Genomic DNA, 15,086 nt, shown 5'->3' with positions numbered 1-15,086 from the left:
GCGCGGAATGCCGCGCTGAATGCGGCGCGCGGTCCGGCTCACGGTCCGGAGCGGGATGCGGAGCGGGATTCGGCGCATGGTCTGATACTCGGTCTGACGGCACGTGGAGCGGTCTCCTGCGATCAGCGGCGCGCGTCGGTCTGAACGAAGAGCACGCCGAGGAAATGACCCTGGTTTTCGCCCGTCAAGCGGAAAGTCAGCTTGCGGGCACCACCGGACAGGGCGGGACTCAGATCGAACACGTCCGCGTCATATCCGAGATTATTCATATTTTCAGGCTGTCGTACTGAAGCGGAATGCCCGAAATCAGTGATCGTCGAATTCATCACGTCATTGAACGGGTTTTCGCCGTCGCTCAGGTTCAACCGCCGACCGCTGTCCGCGGTCACCGTCAGTGAGTCCCCCAGGACCCCCCGGTCCCCGTCGTAACCGACCATCCCGACCCGGCCCGCCGCCCCGGGGGGCGCGTCCACCCCGGACACCTCCACCGTTTCCGCGGCCTGCTGACCGGCCCCGGCGCGCAGCTCCTCGAAGCCGTCCCACACCGCGACCCGGCGCACCGGCTCCTGCGGCTGCTCGTAGGCCGCGACCAGCGTCCAGCCGCCCCACGCGCCCACCGGCGAATTGCCCATGGCGATGTTGATCTGCGCCACCGTCCACATCCCGGCGCCGCCCTCGCGGACCAGCGGGGTGACATCGGCCGAGGCCTGGTAGGCATCGCTGCCCGCGTCCGAGCGGTGCCCGATCACGGTGTCCGCCAGCACTTCCTTGTACGCGCCCCCGGGCTCGGCCAGGAGCACCCGGCCGCTGTCCTCCGGCGGCTTCTGCTCCCCGACGCGCAGGTTCCCGCCCCAGTAGAGACGGGCGTACGCGATCTTCGCGCCCTGCGGGACCTTCAGCTCGGCGCGGGTGGAGTTGTAGGTGTCGGGGTCCTTGTCGACCTCCGTGTAGAACATGTCGAAGTCGCTGTTGACCCCGGCCGCGCCGCGCTTGACCTCCTCGCAGGGCTCGGCCTGGGGGGACTCCTCCTTGCGGCAGCTGATGCCCGCGTTGGAAGCCCGTACGAGGCCGCCGTGCAGCTGGGCCTGATAACGCGGAGTGAAGGGCACACGGGTCATTTCCCGTTGCGCGGGAGCCTTCGGGGGCGAGCCCGCGGCACCGGCCGCAGAAACGTTCACTGAAAGCGCGAGGCAGGACAGCAGGGCGAGCGAACCGAGGATTCTGCGGGAGGAACCCATGACCCTGTCTCCATTTTTCGATCAAGGGGACAAAACAGTAGTGAACTTTGTCAGAAATCAAGCTGGAAATCACGCCGGACTCGCGCGTACGGCCTTTTGGGCGATACCACGCACCCTCCCGCAGAGGAGGTCGTTATGGGGATGCACCATTGTTCGAACCGAAAGGGATAACGGAGATGGGGAAGAGGCTGTCGCGCGGCACCACGCTGGCGGTCGCGGGCGCCGCGGTGCTGATGGGCGGCGCCGGCCTCGCCTCCGCCCACGGTGGCGACGGCGCCTCGGCGCACGGTGCCACCGCGGGATCCCCCGGCGTCCTGAGCGCGACCTGCCCCAGGTCCCGGTCGACGTTCCGGTGAACGCGTGTGGCAACACCGTGAACCTGATCGCCCTGCTGAACCCGGCGTTCGGCACCAGCCGTGTGAACGCCTGACCGTCAACCGCGCCGCCCGAAACGTCGGCATCCGGGTGAATCCGCGCAACCCATCCCGGGACACGACAGTTGTTCCGGGTGCTCCTGTACCGGGCAATCTTGCAGAAAAGGGACGATTGTGATCAAGAAGATGATGGCCGCCGCGGCCGTCGCCGCCTCCGTCGTGGGCATGGGTGCGGCCATGGCCCCGCAGGCGATGGCTATCGGGAACGACAACGGCGTCAACACCGTCAACGGCAACGGTGCCGCGCAGATCTACGGCAACCAGGCCACCTACGGGAACATGAGCCCGCAGATGGCGCTGGTCCAGGGCTCCCTCAACAAGCCCTGCATCGCCCTGCCCGCCAAGGCCAACTTGCAGTCGCTGGTGGCCGCTGTGAACGTCGGCATCCAGGACGTCCCCATCCTGTCCAACCCGATGACCCAGCAGTGCACCGAGAACTCCACCCAGGCCAAGGGCGACGAGCCGCTGTCGCACATCCTGGACAACATCCCGGTCCTCTCCGGCAACGCCTCCGCCGGCAGCTGATCGCGGAACACGCAGTCGGGGCCGTCGCACCTTCGGGTCGCGGCGGCCCCGCCCTTGTGTCCGCCCCGCATGGAACGCACATCCGTTCCGGCCCCTCGAAAATGCCCGGGTATATACCGCGCATTCCCGCACTCCAGGCATTGGGGTGAATTGACTCAGGGCCGCGCGGGTTGCCTGGATTTTCGCGGTTTCTTTTCCCGGCGCGGCTCGTTGTAATTTGTGCAGTGGATACGCCCCTGCGGGAAAGGACTGGAATTCTCATGACGTACAAGAAGGCAGTTGTACTGGCCGCCGGTGTTCTGATGGCCGTGGGTGCCGCTGCCCCCGCCATGGCGGACGCCAACGCCGAGGGCAAGGCCGTCGGCTCCCCCGGTGTGCTGTCCGGCAACGTGCTCCAGGTGCCGGTGCACATCCCGGTCAACATCTGCGGCAACACGGTCAACGTGATCGCGCTGCTGAACCCGGCGTTCGGCAACACCTGCGTCAACGCCTGACGAAGCGCCTGAGCCCTTAAGGGACAAGACCTCCTCGGGGTGGCCTCGGAGTGCACGGCGGTGCACTCCGGGGCCGCCTTCGATTCAGCACCGGCGGCCCCGCCGGTAGACAGGGAAGGACCCATGCGACAGGTACTGAGCCGAAAAGTACTGGGCAAGGGAGTGCTCACGGCCGCGGCCGCGTCGAGCCTGCTGTCGATCGCGACCGGTGCGGCCTACGCCCATCCCGGAGCGACAGCCGAGGCCGCACACTCACCGGGCGTGCTCGCCGGTAACAGCGTCTCGGTACCGATCACGTTCTCGCCGAACGTCTGCGGCAACAGCGTGGACGGCGCGGCCGCGCTGAACCCCTCCATGGGCAGCACCTGCGTGACCGCGGACGGCCGGGGCGGACGCTCCGGCGACTACGCGGAGTACGAACGCTACTTGAGCCCGGAACACGCCGCGGCCCTGGAGCGCTACCTCGACGAGCACGAGCACGCGCGGGGCCAGGAGCGGGGCGACCAGCACGCCGGCGGCCCCGCCGACGAGCGTGGTGAAGAGCGTGGTGAAGAGCGCGACGACCACGCCGACGAGCGGCGCGAGCGGGACGAGCAGCGCGCGGGCACCGGCCGGCACCGGATGCCCGAGCAGCGCGGCCCCGAGCAGCGCGGTCCCGAGCACCGCGGGGGCCCGGGCGGCTCCACGGGCTCCGGCGGTCCGGAGGAGGACTGCGACGAACACCCCCGCGCCGCCCCGGCCCCCGCGGTGCACGAGGCTCCCGCGCCGCGCCCCGCGCACGGGCCCGCGCACGCCAAGCCGAAGCCCGCGCCCGCGCGCCACGCGGCGCCCGCGCCGAAGCCCTTGCCCGCCCCCGTGTGGGAGGGCGGGCCGCCCCCCGGCTCCAAGGCCGCCACCGCCCCGCCCCCGGCGCCCGCGCCCGCCCCCGTGGTGGCCGAGGAGGCCCCCGCCCCCCGGCCGCCGCGGCACGGCAGCCAGATGGCCGAGCACCCGGCGGCTCCCGCCCCGGCACCGGCTCCCGTCGCCGCGCCGCGTCCCGCGCCCGCCCCGGCGCCCGTAGCGGAGGCCGTACGTCCGGCCGTGCACGCGGTGGACCAGCCCCCGGCCGCTCCGGCCGGGGACGCCCCGATCCATCTGCTCCCGGCTCCGGTGCCGGCCCCCGCGCCCGCTCCCGCTCCGGTCCGCGAGATGCCCGCGGCACCGGTCGCCGGACCGATGCTGGCCGAGACGGGAGCCGCGGGCCAGCCCGCGGCCGCCGCCGCCCTCGCCGCGGCGCTGCTGCTCGGCGGGTCGATCCTGTACCGCAGGTCTCGTATCTCCTGACCGGACGGCAAGAGGAAGAAATAGCGGCCGGAGAATCCCCAGCGGATTCTCCGGCCGTTGCCGTTCGTCTTACCGTTCGCCTCGCGTTCGAGGAACTTCCGGACAGTTCGGGCAACAGAGTTTCCGTAGCCGCCAGGAATCGTTACCCAGGGCGAAAGTGACGCGCCGGTCGTCGCTGGAAAAGGATTTCGATAATGAAGTACACGAAGGTCGCCGCTGTTCTCGCAGGCTCCGTCGCCGCCCTCGGCGCCGTGACCCCGGCCTTCGCGGCCGAGCCGGGAGCGCTGCCGCCCATGAGCCTCACGAGCGGGGCGACCGAGGTGCTCAACGCGGCCGCGCCGATCTCCGCCTCACTCCCGCAGACCCTGGGCAACGGGCTGGCCGAGCAGGGCGACACCGTGGGCAAGGTGGTGGGCACCGCGCAGAAGGTGAACAAGTTGCGCAACGCTGGGCCGACCGAGGTACTGGGCGCCGCCAACTCGGCCACCAAGCTGACCCCGATGCTGGGTGGCGTGAAGCTCAACGGCGGCCAGGGCTGAGTCCCCGCACCCGGGCAAACGACTGTGGGCGCCACCGGCGATGCCGGTGGCGCCCACAGTCACATGCGGTGGCTGGCGTCAGTCGTTGATGCAGACGTTGCCGAATGCCGGGTTCAGGGCGCCGACGGCGTTCACGGAGTTACCGCAGACGTTGATCGGAATGTGAACCGGGACCTGAACGAGGTTGCCCGACAGGACACCGGGGGAGCCCACGGCCGCACCCTCGGCCGAGGCGTCGGCAGCGGCGGAACCGGCGGCACCGGCCGCGGCGAGACCAGCGGCGGCCATGACCAGGGCGGCCTTCTTGGCAGAGTTCATGGGAATTGCACCTTCTGTTCGATGTTCTGCCCCGTACCGGGGCTCACACCGAGCGAAACGGTCCAGCGCCCAGAACGACACGGCGAGGGGCGCGATCAGACCTGTTCAGCCCAATAGTCGTAACGCGCCATGGACTCGCCCGGTCAGCCGAGGCCAGGGATGTCGGGAATGTCGGGAATGTCGGGTACCGCGGGTGTCACCGCGGGCGCGCCCGGGACCGTAGGGACGGCCGGAACCGCCGGGACCCCGGGGACGGCCGGGATCGCGGGGACGTTGGGCAGCTTGGGCGGCTTGATGTCCGGGATCTTCACCTCGGGCAGCTTGATGTCCGGGAGCTTGACCCCGGGCACCTCCGGCAGCTTGATGTCGGGGATCAGGCCCTGCAGCGTCTTCAGCAGGTCCGCGATGGTCTTGGTGAGGGACGCGAGGAGGTCGTCGATCGGACCGGCCGCCGCGACGCGTGCGTCGATCTGCTGCTGGACCGTGGCGACCCGTTCGGTGAGCGCGGCCGCCTTCTCGCCGTCGAGGGCACTCGCCGGGGCCGCGGCGCCGAGCAGTATGGCGGCGGTGAGGGCCGACGGGACGAGGACGCGGGACGCCTTGGTGCGGTGCATGACGGTTCCTTACGGGTGCTCGGGCCGGGGCGGACCACGAAAGTCCACTTATTTCACCCACCGTGCTAATAGGTTCTACGCACCGCAACCGGATCTTGATCCCTACTGGCTGCGTACGGGCTTCGCGCAAGCGTCCGGAGCGCTCTCACCCGGGCTGGGGAAAACCCGCGCGCAAGCGGGCCGTTTGAGTGAAGCAGCGGAACCAACCCCCCGGCCGGGCAGTTGATCAGGGCGCTCCACTAGCGGGCACTCGTGCGACAAAAGGAACATGATGAACAAGCTCGTCCAGGCCACCCTGATCGGCGCGTCCGTGCTCACCGCGGGTGTCGCCACGGCCGCCCCCGCCCTGGCCATCGGCAACGACAACGGCGTCAACACGGTCAACGGCAACGGCTCGTCCCAGGTGTACGGCAACCAGAAGACCTACGGCGACATGAGCCCGCAGCTCAGCCTGGTCCAGGGCAGCGCCAACAAGCCCTGCGTCGCCCTGCCGGCCAAGATCAACGTCCAGTCGCTGGTGGGCCTGGCCAACGTCGGCGTCCAGGACATCCCCATCCTGTCCAACCCGATGACCCAGCAGTGCACCGAGAACTCCACCCAGGCCAAGGGCGACGAGTCCCTCTCGCACATCCTGGACAACATCCCGATCCTCTCGGGCAACCTCTCCGCGGGCAGCTGATCTCCGCTCTCGATTACGGTCCGGGCCCCCGCGCCCGTGGAGCGAAGTGACAGGGCCCCGGCAGCGTCCAGCCGCCGGGGCCCTCGCCGTGCCGCCGCTGCCGCGGCGCCCTCGCGTCAGCTCGTCCAGAACTCCCACCAGCGGGTCAGGATCAGCATCCCGATCACGCCGACGTGCAGCACGGGCGGGGCCCAGCCGAATTCGGTGAAGAATCCCTTCACCGGACCGGGGGCGGGCAGGACGCCCGTGCGAACGGTGTGCGCCGTCACCGCCCAGAACATGACCAGCGTCGCCACCCAGGCCAGACAGCACCACAGGCACAGCGCGTTGATCTCGTACAGCGACTGCGCCATCAGCCAGGTGCAGAAGCCGACGCCGAACAGGGTGCCCGCGTTCAGACCCAGCCAGAACCAGCCGCGGTGGCGGGCGCCGGCCAGCAGGCCCATGCCGACGCACACCACGACGGCGTAACAGGCCAGCCCCAGCATCGGGTTGGGGAAGCCGAAGACGGCCGCCTGGTCGCTCCGCATGACGCTGCCGCAGGAGACGACCGGGTTGAGGCTGCACGCGGGCTTGAAGTCGGGATCCTCCAGCAGGAGGAACTTGTCGAGGGTGATCACCCAGGCGGCCAGCAGCCCCGCCGCCCCCGTCAGCACCAGCAGCCAGGCCAGCGCGCGGGGGGACGCGACCGGTTCTCCCGGTTCGCCTTCGTGTGGAGCGCGGGTCTGCCCCTGCTGGCGGGGGACGCCCACTGTATTCGTTGCCATGTGTCCCATAGTCCCGCACTTCGCCATTGATAGTGGCGAACCGTCGCTATTCGTACGCAAGTTGACCGATTGAAGGGCCGGGAACCCCTGATACTTCCCGGACGTTTTACCGAACCCCGGACGTAATGTCAGACCCAGGGGCTACGTTGAGCGTCCGCGAAGTGACAAGCTGCGACGGCCTGGAGACCCACCTTGAGCGATCCGTACGAGACAACCGAGGCCCACCTCGACCGACTCCTGGGCCGCGCCCTCAACTCCTTCGACCTGCCCGACCGGCTGGTCGAGCGCCTCGGCACGGCGCTCGCCCACAGCTCTTCGCTCCACAGCACGCACCACGGACCGGCCGCGGGTCACTGGCGGGAGACCCACCAGCACGCCTACCTGCTTTCCGACGGCGGGGCGGTGACCCTGTGGGAGCTGGCGTACCGGCTGGAGCAGGACCGGGTGACGCGGCATGAGGTCTTCGTCAGCCGTGCGGAGGCCGCCCTGGCCGCGGTCCGGATCTTCGGCGAGGACCCGGCCGCCGTACGGGACTTCGCGCTGCTGGAGGAGGCCGAGGGCGAGGCGGCCGGCCAGGACCCGCTGAGCGCCCTGCTCGCCGCTTCCGGCCCGGTCCAGCTCCGCCGGGAGTACGCGGTGGAGCAGTCCGCCGACCACGCCCGCCGGGTGCTGCGCCGCGCGGAGAACGCCGACCGGCCGGGCGAGGAGGTGGCCGTCCTGCTGCGCGGGGCGTACGCGCACCAGATCACCCAGGCCTTCGGCGGCAGGCAGTGCCTCGCGGACGGCAGGGCCGCCGGTTTCACCCTCTACGAGCACGCCTTCGTCCTGCTGGACGGGACCGAGCTGAGCCTGTGGGAGGTCGAGCACACGGCCACGCCGGACGGGCGGCACATGTGCGAGGTGTACGAGAGCGAGAGCACCGCGCGCGGAGCCATGGAGCTCCGCGCGCGGGTGCGGTGACGGTGTGACGGGATGACGGTGGCGCCGGGATGACGGTGGCGCCAGGGTGAGGGTGGCGCCAGGGTGAGGGTGGCGCCAGGGTGAGGGTGGCGCCAGGGTGAGGGTGGCGCCAGGGTGAGGGTGGCGCCAGGGTGAGGGCCGGGGTCAGGCGGCGACCGCGACCTTCGTCCCGGTCCCGGTCTCGGTCTCGGCCCCGGCCTCCGGCTCGGTGGTGGCCGGGTCGGTGCGGCGCATCCCCTTGAGGAGGATGACCAGGCCCGCGGCGACGCCCGTACCGGCGGCGATGGCGATCAGGTAGAGCAGCGGGTTGCCGATCAGCGGGATCACGAAGATGCCGCCGTGCGGGGCCCGCAGGGTGCACTCGAAGGCCATCGAGAGGGCTCCGGTGACCGCGCCGCCCACCATGGAGGCGGGGATGACCCGCAGCGGGTCGGCCGCGGCGAAGGGGATGGCCCCTTCACTGATGAACGAGGCGCCCAGGAACCAGGCGGCCTTGCCGTTCTCGCGCTCGGTCCTGGAGAAGAGCTTCCCGCGCACGGTGGTGGCCAGCGCCATGGCGAGCGGCGGCACCATGCCCGCGGCCATCACGGCCGCCATGACCTTCAGGCTGCCCTCGTTGGGGGCGGCCAGACCGCCGATGGCGAAGGCGTACGCGACCTTGTTGAGCGGGCCGCCGAGGTCGAAGCACATCATCATGCCGAGGATCATCCCGAGGATGACCGCGTTGGCGCCGGAGAGGCCGGACAGCCAGTCGGTCAGGGCCTGCTGGAGCGAGGCGACCGGCTTTCCGATGACGAGGAACATCAGGAACGCGGTGACGGCCGAGCCGATCAGGGGCAGGACCACCACCGGCATGATCCCGCGCATCGCGGCCGGGACCCTCACCCGCTGGACGGCCAGGACCGTACCGCCCGCGATCAGACCGGCGATCAGACCGCCGAGGAACCCGGCGTCGATGGTGAGCGCGACGGCGCCGCCGACGAAGCCGGGGACCAGGCCGGGGCGGTCCGCCATGCCGTAGGCGATGTATCCGGCGAGGACGGGGACGAGGAACCCGAAGGCGAGGCCGCCGGTCTGGAAGAGCAGGGCCGCCCAGCTGGCGGACTCGGTCCAGACGAAGTGCTCGGCGACGGAGGGGGCCTCGTTGATGCCGTAGCCGCCGATGGCGAAGGCGAGGGCGATGAGGAGGCCGCCCGCGGCGACGAAGGGGACCATGTAGCTGACGCCGGACATGAGCCAGGTGCGGAGCTTGGAGCCGTAGCCCTCGCCCGGTGCGCCCGCCTCGTCCACGGGGGTCCTCGGGGCATCCGCCCCGCCGCTCTCGCCGCGGGCGGCCTTGTCGCGGGCCTCCGCGAGGAGTTCGGCGGGGCGGTTGATCCCGGCCTTGACGCCCACGTCGACGGTGGGCTTCCCGGCGAAGCGGGCACGGTCGCGGACGGGCACGTCGTGGGCGAAGACGACCGCGTCGGCGGCGGCGATGGCGGCGGGGTCGAGCTTGGTGAAACCGGCGGAGCCCTGGGTTTCGACGGTGAGGGTGATGCCCGCGGCGGCGGCGGCTTGCTGGAGGGATTCGGCGGCCATGTAGGTGTGCGCGATGCCGGTGGGGCACGAGGTGACGGCCACCACCGTGAAGGGCGCTCCGCCCTCTCCGGTCCCCCGCGCCTCGGGCGCCGGCGGGGGCGGGTCACTCGCCTCGGGCGCCGGCGGGGGCGGGTCACTCGCCTCGGGGGCCGGTGGGGCCGGATCGTGCGCCGCAAGCGCCGACGGGGCTCCTGAGTCCGGGGTGTCGCCCGATACCAGGGCCGCGGCTTCCGCCGGGGTCGTGGCGGAGCGCAGGGCGGCGACGAACTCGGGCCGCATCAGGCGGCGGGCCAGGGAGGACAGGATCGTCAGGTGGGCGTCGTCCGCCCCGGCGGGGGCCGCGATCAGGAAGATCAGGTCCGCGGGCCCGTCCGGCGCGCCGAAGTCGACCCCGGCCGGGGCCCGGCCGAAGGCGAGGGTGGGGGCGGACACGTGCGCGCTGCGGCAGTGCGGGATGCCGATCCCGCCCTCCAGCCCGGTCGGCATCTGCGCCTCCCGCGCCGCCACGTCCGCGAGGAAGCCCTCCAGGTCCGTGACCCGGCCCAGCGCGAGCATGCGCCGGGCCAGGGAGCGGGCCGCCGCTTCCTTGGAGTCGGCGGCGAGGTCGAGGTCGACCAGCTCCGCGGTGATCATCATGGTCGGCTCGCTCATCGCTCGTCGCTCCGTTCGGACAGGGGGAGGTCCAGGGGGATGTCCTGGGTGACGCGGACCGCGTCGGGACGCAGGTCCGCGGGGGTCGGCATGGCGCTGCCGGGGAGCTGGACCGCGGCCGCGCCGTGGGCCAGGGCGGAGGCGAGGGCTTCGGGGCCCGCGCCGCCCGCGATCAGGAAACCGGCCAGGGAGGCGTCACCGGCGCCCACGTCGCTGCGTACCGCCGAGACGGCCGCCGTGCCGTAGTACGTGCCCTCGGCGGACACCAGGAGCTGGCCGTCCGCGCCGAGGGAGGCGAGGACCGCACCGGCGCCCAGGTCGCGCAGTTCCTCGGCGGCCTTGACCACGTCGCCCAGGGTGGGCAGGGGGCGGCCGACGGCGGCGGCGAGTTCCTCGGCGTTGGGCTTGATGACGTCCGGGCGGGCCCGCAGCGCGGCGGTCAGGGCCGGACCGGAGGTGTCGAGGGCGATCCGCGCGCCCGCCTCGTGGGCCCGGGTGACCAGGTCGGCGTACCACTCGGGGGCCAGGCCGCGCGGGAGGCTGCCGCAGCAGGCGATCCAGTCGGCGCCGCCGGCGCAGGTGCGGACGGTGTCGAGGAGGAGGCCGGATTCGGCTTCGCTGAGTTCGGGACCGGCCGCGTTGATCTTCGTCAGGGTGCCGTCGGGTTCGGCGACCGAGATGTTGGAACGGGTCTGGCCGGTGATGCTGACCGCCGTGACGTCCACGCCCTGGGCGCCGAGGAGTGCGGCGATGAGGGTACCGGGGGCGCCGCCCAGCGGGAGGACCGCCGTCGTGCGTACGCCCGCGGCCGCGACGGCGCGGGAGACGTTGACGCCCTTGCCGCCGGGGTCGACCCGCTCGGCGGTGGCGCGCAGGACCGCACCGCGGTCCAGCGCGGGGACCTCGTACGTCCGGTCCAGGGAGGGGTTGGGGGTGACGGTGAGGATCATACGAGCACAACTTCCGTACCGGCGGCCTCGATCGCCGCCTTGTCTTCGGGGGTCAGACCCTGGTCCGTGATGAGGAGGTCCACGTCGGCGAAGGAGGCGAAGCACGCGAACTGCTCCTGGCCGGACTTCGAGGAGTCGGCCAGGACCACGACGCGGCGGGCGGCCGCGACGGCGGCGCGCTTGACGGCGGCTTCGGCGAGGTCGGGGGTGGTGAGACCACCGGCGGCGGTGAAGCCGTTCGCGGCGAGGAAGAGGACGTCGGCGCGGATCTCGGCGTACGCGCGCAGCGCCCAGGCGTCGACGGCGGCCCGGGTCCGGTGGCGGACGCGGCCGCCGACGAGGTGCAGGTCGATGCCGGTGTGGTCGGCGAGCCGGGCGGCGACGGGCAGCGCGTGGGTGACCACGGTGAGCGCGGTGTCGACGGGGATGGCGGCCGCGAGGCGGGCGACGGTGCTGCCCGCGTCGAGGATCACGCTGCCGCCGTCGGGCAGCTCGGCGAGGGCGGCGGCCGCGATGCGGTCCTTCTCGTCGGCGGCGGTGGACTCCCGCTCGGTCAGGTCGGGCTCGAAGTCCAGGCGCCCGGCCGGGATGGCCCCGCCGTGGACGCGGCGGACGAGTCCGGCCCGGTCCAGGGCGGTGAGGTCGCGGCGTACGGTCTCGGCGGTGACCTGGAACCGCTCGGCGAGGGAGAGGACGTCGACCCGCCCGGCCTCGCGGGCGAGGCGGAGGATCTCCTGCTGGCGCTCCGGTGCGTACATGTGGTTTTACGTCCGTTCGATGCCCGACTCAGTGGGTTTCCTTGATCTTACGCCCACACCGGACTCGAAACAATAAAAAACGGACATGCCCGCCACCAAAGGCGGGCATGTCCGCGAAAAGGGGCCGGACGACCTAGGCCACCGGGACCTTCTCCGGGCTGATGACGGGGTCTCCGTCGCCGGCGTCATCGCCCGCGACGCCGACCGCGTCATCGACCGGGCCGTCGACCGGGCCGGTGCCCTCGTGGGCGGCGGTCGCCTGCTTGCGCGGCAGCGCGAACATCACCGCGAAGATCACGACGAGGACCGCGACCACCCACCACAGCGCGCTGTGGAACGCGTCGACGTACTGCGGCCCGAAGACCGTATCGTCGTCGATCACGCCGAAGTAGAGGACCGAGGTGAGGCCGAGGCCCAGCGCGTTGCCCATCTGGCCGGTGGTGTTGATCAGGCCGGAGGCGGAACCGGCGTGCTCGCGCGGTACCTCGGAGAGGACCGTGTCGGTCAGCGGCGCCACGATCAGGCCCATGCCGATGCCCATCACGACCAGCGGCGCGGCCATCTGCCAGGAGGCGATGCCCATGCCGAAGTGCTGGGACTCCCAGATGTAGAGGAGCAGGCCCGCGGCCATGGTCAGGGCGCCCGCCTGGAGCACCTTGCGGCCGAAGCGCGGCACCAGCTTCTGCACGGAGAGGCCCGCGGCGGCCGAGACGGCGATGGAGAAGGGGATGCCGGTGGTGCCCGCGCGCAGCGCGCTCCAGCCGAGGCCCATCTGCATGTACAGCGTCCAGACCAGGAAGAAGATGCCGGTCGCGATGCCGAAGGTGAGCTGGACGGCGATGCCCGCCGCGAAGCTCTTGACCTTGAACAGGGACAGCTCGACGAGCGGCGAGCCGTCCTTGCGGATCTTGTACTTCTCGTACGCGATGAACCCGGCGATCAGGAACGGGACCGCGCCCATGCACAGGAAGCCCCACAGCGGCCAGCCGTTCTCGCGGCCCTGGGTGAGCGGGTAGATGAGCATGACCATGCCCGCGGTGGCGATGACGACGCCGATCAGGTCGAGGCGCAGGGCGTTGGGGGCCTTGGACTCGGTGATGAACTTGCGGCCGAGGATCACGCCCGCGATGCCGACCGGCAGGTTGATCAGGAAGATCGGGCGCCATTCGAGGCCGAACATGTTCCACTCGGTGAGCAGCGCGCCGAGCATGGGGCCGGAGACGGCGCCGAGCCCGACGATCGCGCCGAACAGGCCGAAGACCTTGCCGCGCTCGTGCGGGGGGAAGGTGACGTGGATGATGGCGAGCACCTGCGGCACCATCATCGCGGCCATCACCCCCTGGAGCAGCCGGGAGGAGACGAGCATGGCCGGGTTGGCGGCGATGCCGCAGAGTAGCGAGGCGGCGGTGAAGCCCGCGATGCCGACGAGGAAGAGGCGCTTGCGGCCGTAGATGTCACCGAGGCGGCCACCGGTGATCAGACCCGCGGCGAAGGCGAGCGCGTAGCCCGCGGTGATCCACTGGATGGCGCTGGTGGAGGCGTTGAGGTCGCCCCGCATGCTGGGTATCGCGATGTTGACGATCGTGACGTCGACCAGGTCCATGAAGGCCGCGGTCATCACGATGGCGAGCGCCAGCCAGCGGCGGCGGTCGGCCTTGGCGTCGAGGGGCGTCTGGTCCCATGCGTCGGGGGCGGCGCCGACGGCGCGGGGGGCGGCGCCGATGCTGTGGGGTGCGGCGGGGGCTTCGGTCGTCCGCTCTGCTGGTTCGGGCCCGGTCTCGCTCTCGGGCGATGTCTTGGAGGTCTCCGTGCTCATGGGGAGAAACCTAGACGGGATGTAGGTCAGGTGGTGTCCTACTTCCCTGGCAATCTTGAACCATGACCGATACCCCGGCACGGCTGCTGACCCTGCTGTCCCTGCTCCAGACGCCCCGCGAATGGCCCGGGAGCGAGCTGGCGGGACGGCTCGGGGTCAGTTCCCGCACGATCAGGCGCGACATCGACCGGCTGCGGGACCTCGGGTACCCGGTGGAGGCCACGCTGGGCGCGGAGGGAGGCTACCGGCTCGTGGCCGGGGCGGCCATGCCTCCGCTGGTCCTGGACGACGAGGAGGCGGTGGCGATCGCCGTGGGGCTGCGGGCGGGGGCCGGGCACGCCATCGAGGGGGTCGAGGAGGCGTCCGTACGGGCGCTGGCCAAGCTGGAGCAGGTACTGCCGTCACGGTTGCGTCACCGGGTGGGGTCGCTCCAGGCGGCCACCGTCGCGCTGACCCGGGGGGACGGGGCCAGCATCGACCCGCGGACGCTGACGACGATGGCGTCGGCGACGGCCGGGCGGGAGCGGCTGCGGTTCGCCTACCGGGCGGCGGACGGGGCCGGTACGCGGCGACTGGTCGAGCCGAACCGGCTGGTGAGCACCGGATGGCGCTGGTACCTGGTCGCCTTCGACCTGGACCGCGACGACTGGCGGACCTTCCGGGTGGACCGGGTGAGCGAGCCGTTCGCGACGGGGGCCAGGTTCGTACCGAGGGAGCTGCCGATGGACGCGGTGGCGTTCGTGGAGCGGGGCCTGCGGGGCGGGGGTGGCGGGACGCCGGCCTATGAGGTGGACCTGCGGTTCGAGGCCGAACCGGAGGCGGTGCCGGGGTGGTTGGGGTCGGCGGTGGCGTTGCCGGGTGGGGGGTGCCGGGTGCGGTTCTCCTGTGCGGATGCGCCGGAGTGGCTGGCGGTGCGGATCGCTTTGGCGGGGCTGCCGTTCACCGTCGACGGGCCGCCGTCGCTGGCGGCCGCCGCGCGTGCGCTGGGCACGCGCCTGACGTCCGCGGCCGTCGCCCGCTAGGGGCGGCCGGTTCCCCCGGCCCGGGGGCGGCCGGTTCCGCCCGGGCGCGGCCAGGTGGGGCCTCCGGCGGGCCCTCAAACGCCGGGCGGGCTGAGATGGCGGGCCCTGTGCTCGGCGGGCTGGAATGGCCCGCCTGGGCTTCGCTAGTCCCGCGGGGCAAACTCAGCCCCGCCGGCGATTGAGGCGCCGCCGGAGGCCGGCCGGACCCGGCGGCGAATGAGGCGGCCGTGCGGGGGAAAGGGGGAGCCCCGGTACCTGGGGGGGATAGGTACCGGGGCCGTATGGGGGGGCTAGATGATTGATTCCAAGGGGTAGCGGCACGGACGCGAGGGTGTCCACCCTCGATGTGTGACGACCGATATGGACACCCTCGCAACTGCACTGTACGTGCGGGTCGATGACCTTTTGAAGGCCTCG

Annotated in this window: 15 protein-coding genes and 1 pseudogene; 8 read left to right on the top strand and 8 right to left on the bottom strand. The window is 71.7% G+C overall.

The window, feature by feature from the left end:
• Positions 1-122 precede the first annotated feature (122 nt).
• The gene (locus QMF80_RS06625; RefSeq protein WP_283450432.1) at positions 123-1,118 is read right to left on the bottom strand and encodes a DUF3344 domain-containing protein; all 996 of its coding nucleotides are present in this window, start codon (positions 1,116-1,118) and stop codon (positions 123-125) included.
• Positions 1,119-1,414: 296 nt separating this feature from the next.
• Between QMF80_RS06625 and QMF80_RS06620 the strand changes: the two are divergent.
• The 5 genes and pseudogenes from QMF80_RS06620 to QMF80_RS06600 all read left to right on the top strand — a co-directional run bounded on the left by QMF80_RS06620 (position 1,415) and on the right by QMF80_RS06600 (position 4,553).
• Positions 1,415-1,668 (top strand): annotated as a pseudogene (locus QMF80_RS06620) (chaplin).
• Between the two features lie 118 nt (positions 1,669-1,786).
• Positions 1,787-2,197 carry a rodlin gene (locus tag QMF80_RS06615; RefSeq protein WP_283450431.1) on the top strand — a complete coding sequence of 137 codons (411 nt, stop codon included), beginning with the start codon at positions 1,787-1,789 and terminating at the stop codon, positions 2,195-2,197.
• Positions 2,198-2,457: 260 nt separating this feature from the next.
• Positions 2,458-2,691, top strand: a complete 234-nt coding sequence (locus QMF80_RS06610) for a chaplin (RefSeq protein ID WP_283450429.1) — start codon at positions 2,458-2,460, stop codon at positions 2,689-2,691.
• Between the two features lie 123 nt (positions 2,692-2,814).
• Positions 2,815-4,014 (top strand): chaplin, encoded by a 1,200-nt coding sequence (locus QMF80_RS06605; RefSeq protein WP_283450427.1) that lies wholly within the window; start codon positions 2,815-2,817, stop codon positions 4,012-4,014.
• A gap of 194 nt (positions 4,015-4,208) precedes the next feature.
• Positions 4,209-4,553 (top strand): hypothetical protein, encoded by a 345-nt coding sequence (locus QMF80_RS06600; RefSeq protein WP_283450424.1) that lies wholly within the window; start codon positions 4,209-4,211, stop codon positions 4,551-4,553.
• Between the two features lie 78 nt (positions 4,554-4,631).
• On the opposite strand, the gene QMF80_RS06595 is transcribed toward QMF80_RS06600, so the two are convergent.
• Entirely contained in the window at positions 4,632-4,871 is a 240-nt protein-coding gene (locus tag QMF80_RS06595) for a chaplin (RefSeq protein WP_283450421.1), read from the bottom strand.
• Positions 4,872-5,014: 143 nt separating this feature from the next.
• Positions 5,015-5,485, bottom strand: a complete 471-nt coding sequence (locus QMF80_RS06590) for a hypothetical protein (RefSeq protein WP_283450419.1) — start codon at positions 5,483-5,485, stop codon at positions 5,015-5,017.
• 268 nt (positions 5,486-5,753) lie between these two features.
• On the opposite strand from QMF80_RS06590, the gene QMF80_RS06585 reads away from it, so the two are divergent.
• Complete coding sequence (locus QMF80_RS06585) at positions 5,754-6,164, top strand: rodlin (protein WP_283450418.1); 411 nt, start codon at positions 5,754-5,756, stop codon at positions 6,162-6,164.
• A gap of 116 nt (positions 6,165-6,280) precedes the next feature.
• Here the strand turns inward: QMF80_RS06585 and QMF80_RS06580 are convergent, their stop codons facing one another.
• Complete coding sequence (locus tag QMF80_RS06580) at positions 6,281-6,931, bottom strand: vitamin K epoxide reductase family protein (protein WP_283450416.1); 651 nt, start codon at positions 6,929-6,931, stop codon at positions 6,281-6,283.
• A gap of 192 nt (positions 6,932-7,123) precedes the next feature.
• Between QMF80_RS06580 and QMF80_RS06575 the strand changes: the two genes are divergently transcribed.
• On the top strand, positions 7,124-7,891 hold the full coding sequence (locus QMF80_RS06575) for a DUF6227 family protein (RefSeq protein ID WP_283450414.1): 768 nt from the start codon (positions 7,124-7,126) through the stop codon (positions 7,889-7,891).
• 144 nt (positions 7,892-8,035) lie between these two features.
• On the opposite strand, the gene QMF80_RS06570 is transcribed toward QMF80_RS06575, so the two are convergent.
• From QMF80_RS06570 to QMF80_RS06555, 4 genes are all read right to left on the bottom strand, one after another.
• A complete protein-coding gene (locus tag QMF80_RS06570; protein ID WP_283450412.1) occupies positions 8,036-10,123 on the bottom strand; it encodes a PTS fructose transporter subunit IIABC in 2,088 nt (695 codons plus the stop codon).
• The gene (pfkB, locus tag QMF80_RS06565; protein ID WP_283450409.1) at positions 10,120-11,073 is read right to left on the bottom strand and encodes a 1-phosphofructokinase; all 954 of its coding nucleotides are present in this window, start codon (positions 11,071-11,073) and stop codon (positions 10,120-10,122) included. The genes QMF80_RS06570 and pfkB overlap by 4 nt, the downstream gene beginning before the upstream one ends.
• A complete protein-coding gene (locus QMF80_RS06560) occupies positions 11,070-11,831 on the bottom strand; it encodes a DeoR/GlpR family DNA-binding transcription regulator (RefSeq protein ID WP_283450408.1) in 762 nt (253 codons plus the stop codon). The genes pfkB and QMF80_RS06560 overlap by 4 nt, the downstream gene beginning before the upstream one ends.
• Before the next feature lie 133 nt (positions 11,832-11,964).
• Positions 11,965-13,647 (bottom strand): MFS transporter, encoded by a 1,683-nt coding sequence (locus QMF80_RS06555; RefSeq protein ID WP_502962781.1) that lies wholly within the window; start codon positions 13,645-13,647, stop codon positions 11,965-11,967.
• Between the two features lie 62 nt (positions 13,648-13,709).
• Here QMF80_RS06555 and QMF80_RS06550 point away from each other — a divergent pair, with 62 nt between their 5' ends.
• Positions 13,710-14,669: a helix-turn-helix transcriptional regulator gene (locus QMF80_RS06550; RefSeq protein WP_283450405.1), complete on the top strand. Its 960-nt coding sequence runs from the start codon at positions 13,710-13,712 to the stop codon at positions 14,667-14,669.
• The last annotated feature ends 417 nt before the right edge of the window (positions 14,670-15,086 follow it).

The sequence above is a fragment of the Streptomyces sp. G-G2 genome (assembly GCF_030063135.1).
Lineage (GTDB): Bacteria > Actinomycetota > Actinomycetes > Streptomycetales > Streptomycetaceae > Streptomyces.
This window is presented reverse-complemented; position numbering and strand designations above follow the sequence as displayed.

Coding starts and splice junctions, on each gene's coding strand:
- QMF80_RS06625 (WP_283450432.1), bottom strand. CDS start 1,118: ATGACCCGTGTGCCCTTCACTCCGCGTTATCAGGCCCAGCTGCACGGC.
- QMF80_RS06610 (WP_283450429.1), top strand. CDS start 2,458: ATGACGTACAAGAAGGCAGTTGTACTGGCCGCCGGTGTTCTGATGGCC.
- QMF80_RS06605 (WP_283450427.1), top strand. CDS start 2,815: ATGCGACAGGTACTGAGCCGAAAAGTACTGGGCAAGGGAGTGCTCACG.
- QMF80_RS06600 (WP_283450424.1), top strand. CDS start 4,209: ATGAAGTACACGAAGGTCGCCGCTGTTCTCGCAGGCTCCGTCGCCGCC.
- QMF80_RS06595 (WP_283450421.1), bottom strand. CDS start 4,871: ATGAACTCTGCCAAGAAGGCCGCCCTGGTCATGGCCGCCGCTGGTCTC.
- QMF80_RS06590 (WP_283450419.1), bottom strand. CDS start 5,485: ATGCACCGCACCAAGGCGTCCCGCGTCCTCGTCCCGTCGGCCCTCACC.
- QMF80_RS06585 (WP_283450418.1), top strand. CDS start 5,754: ATGATGAACAAGCTCGTCCAGGCCACCCTGATCGGCGCGTCCGTGCTC.
- QMF80_RS06580 (WP_283450416.1), bottom strand. CDS start 6,931: ATGGCAACGAATACAGTGGGCGTCCCCCGCCAGCAGGGGCAGACCCGC.
- QMF80_RS06570 (WP_283450412.1), bottom strand. CDS start 10,123: ATGAGCGAGCCGACCATGATGATCACCGCGGAGCTGGTCGACCTCGAC.
- pfkB (WP_283450409.1), bottom strand. CDS start 11,073: ATGATCCTCACCGTCACCCCCAACCCCTCCCTGGACCGGACGTACGAG.
- QMF80_RS06560 (WP_283450408.1), bottom strand. CDS start 11,831: ATGTACGCACCGGAGCGCCAGCAGGAGATCCTCCGCCTCGCCCGCGAG.
- QMF80_RS06555 (WP_502962781.1), bottom strand. CDS start 13,647: ATGAGCACGGAGACCTCCAAGACATCGCCCGAGAGCGAGACCGGGCCC.
- QMF80_RS06550 (WP_283450405.1), top strand. CDS start 13,710: ATGACCGATACCCCGGCACGGCTGCTGACCCTGCTGTCCCTGCTCCAG.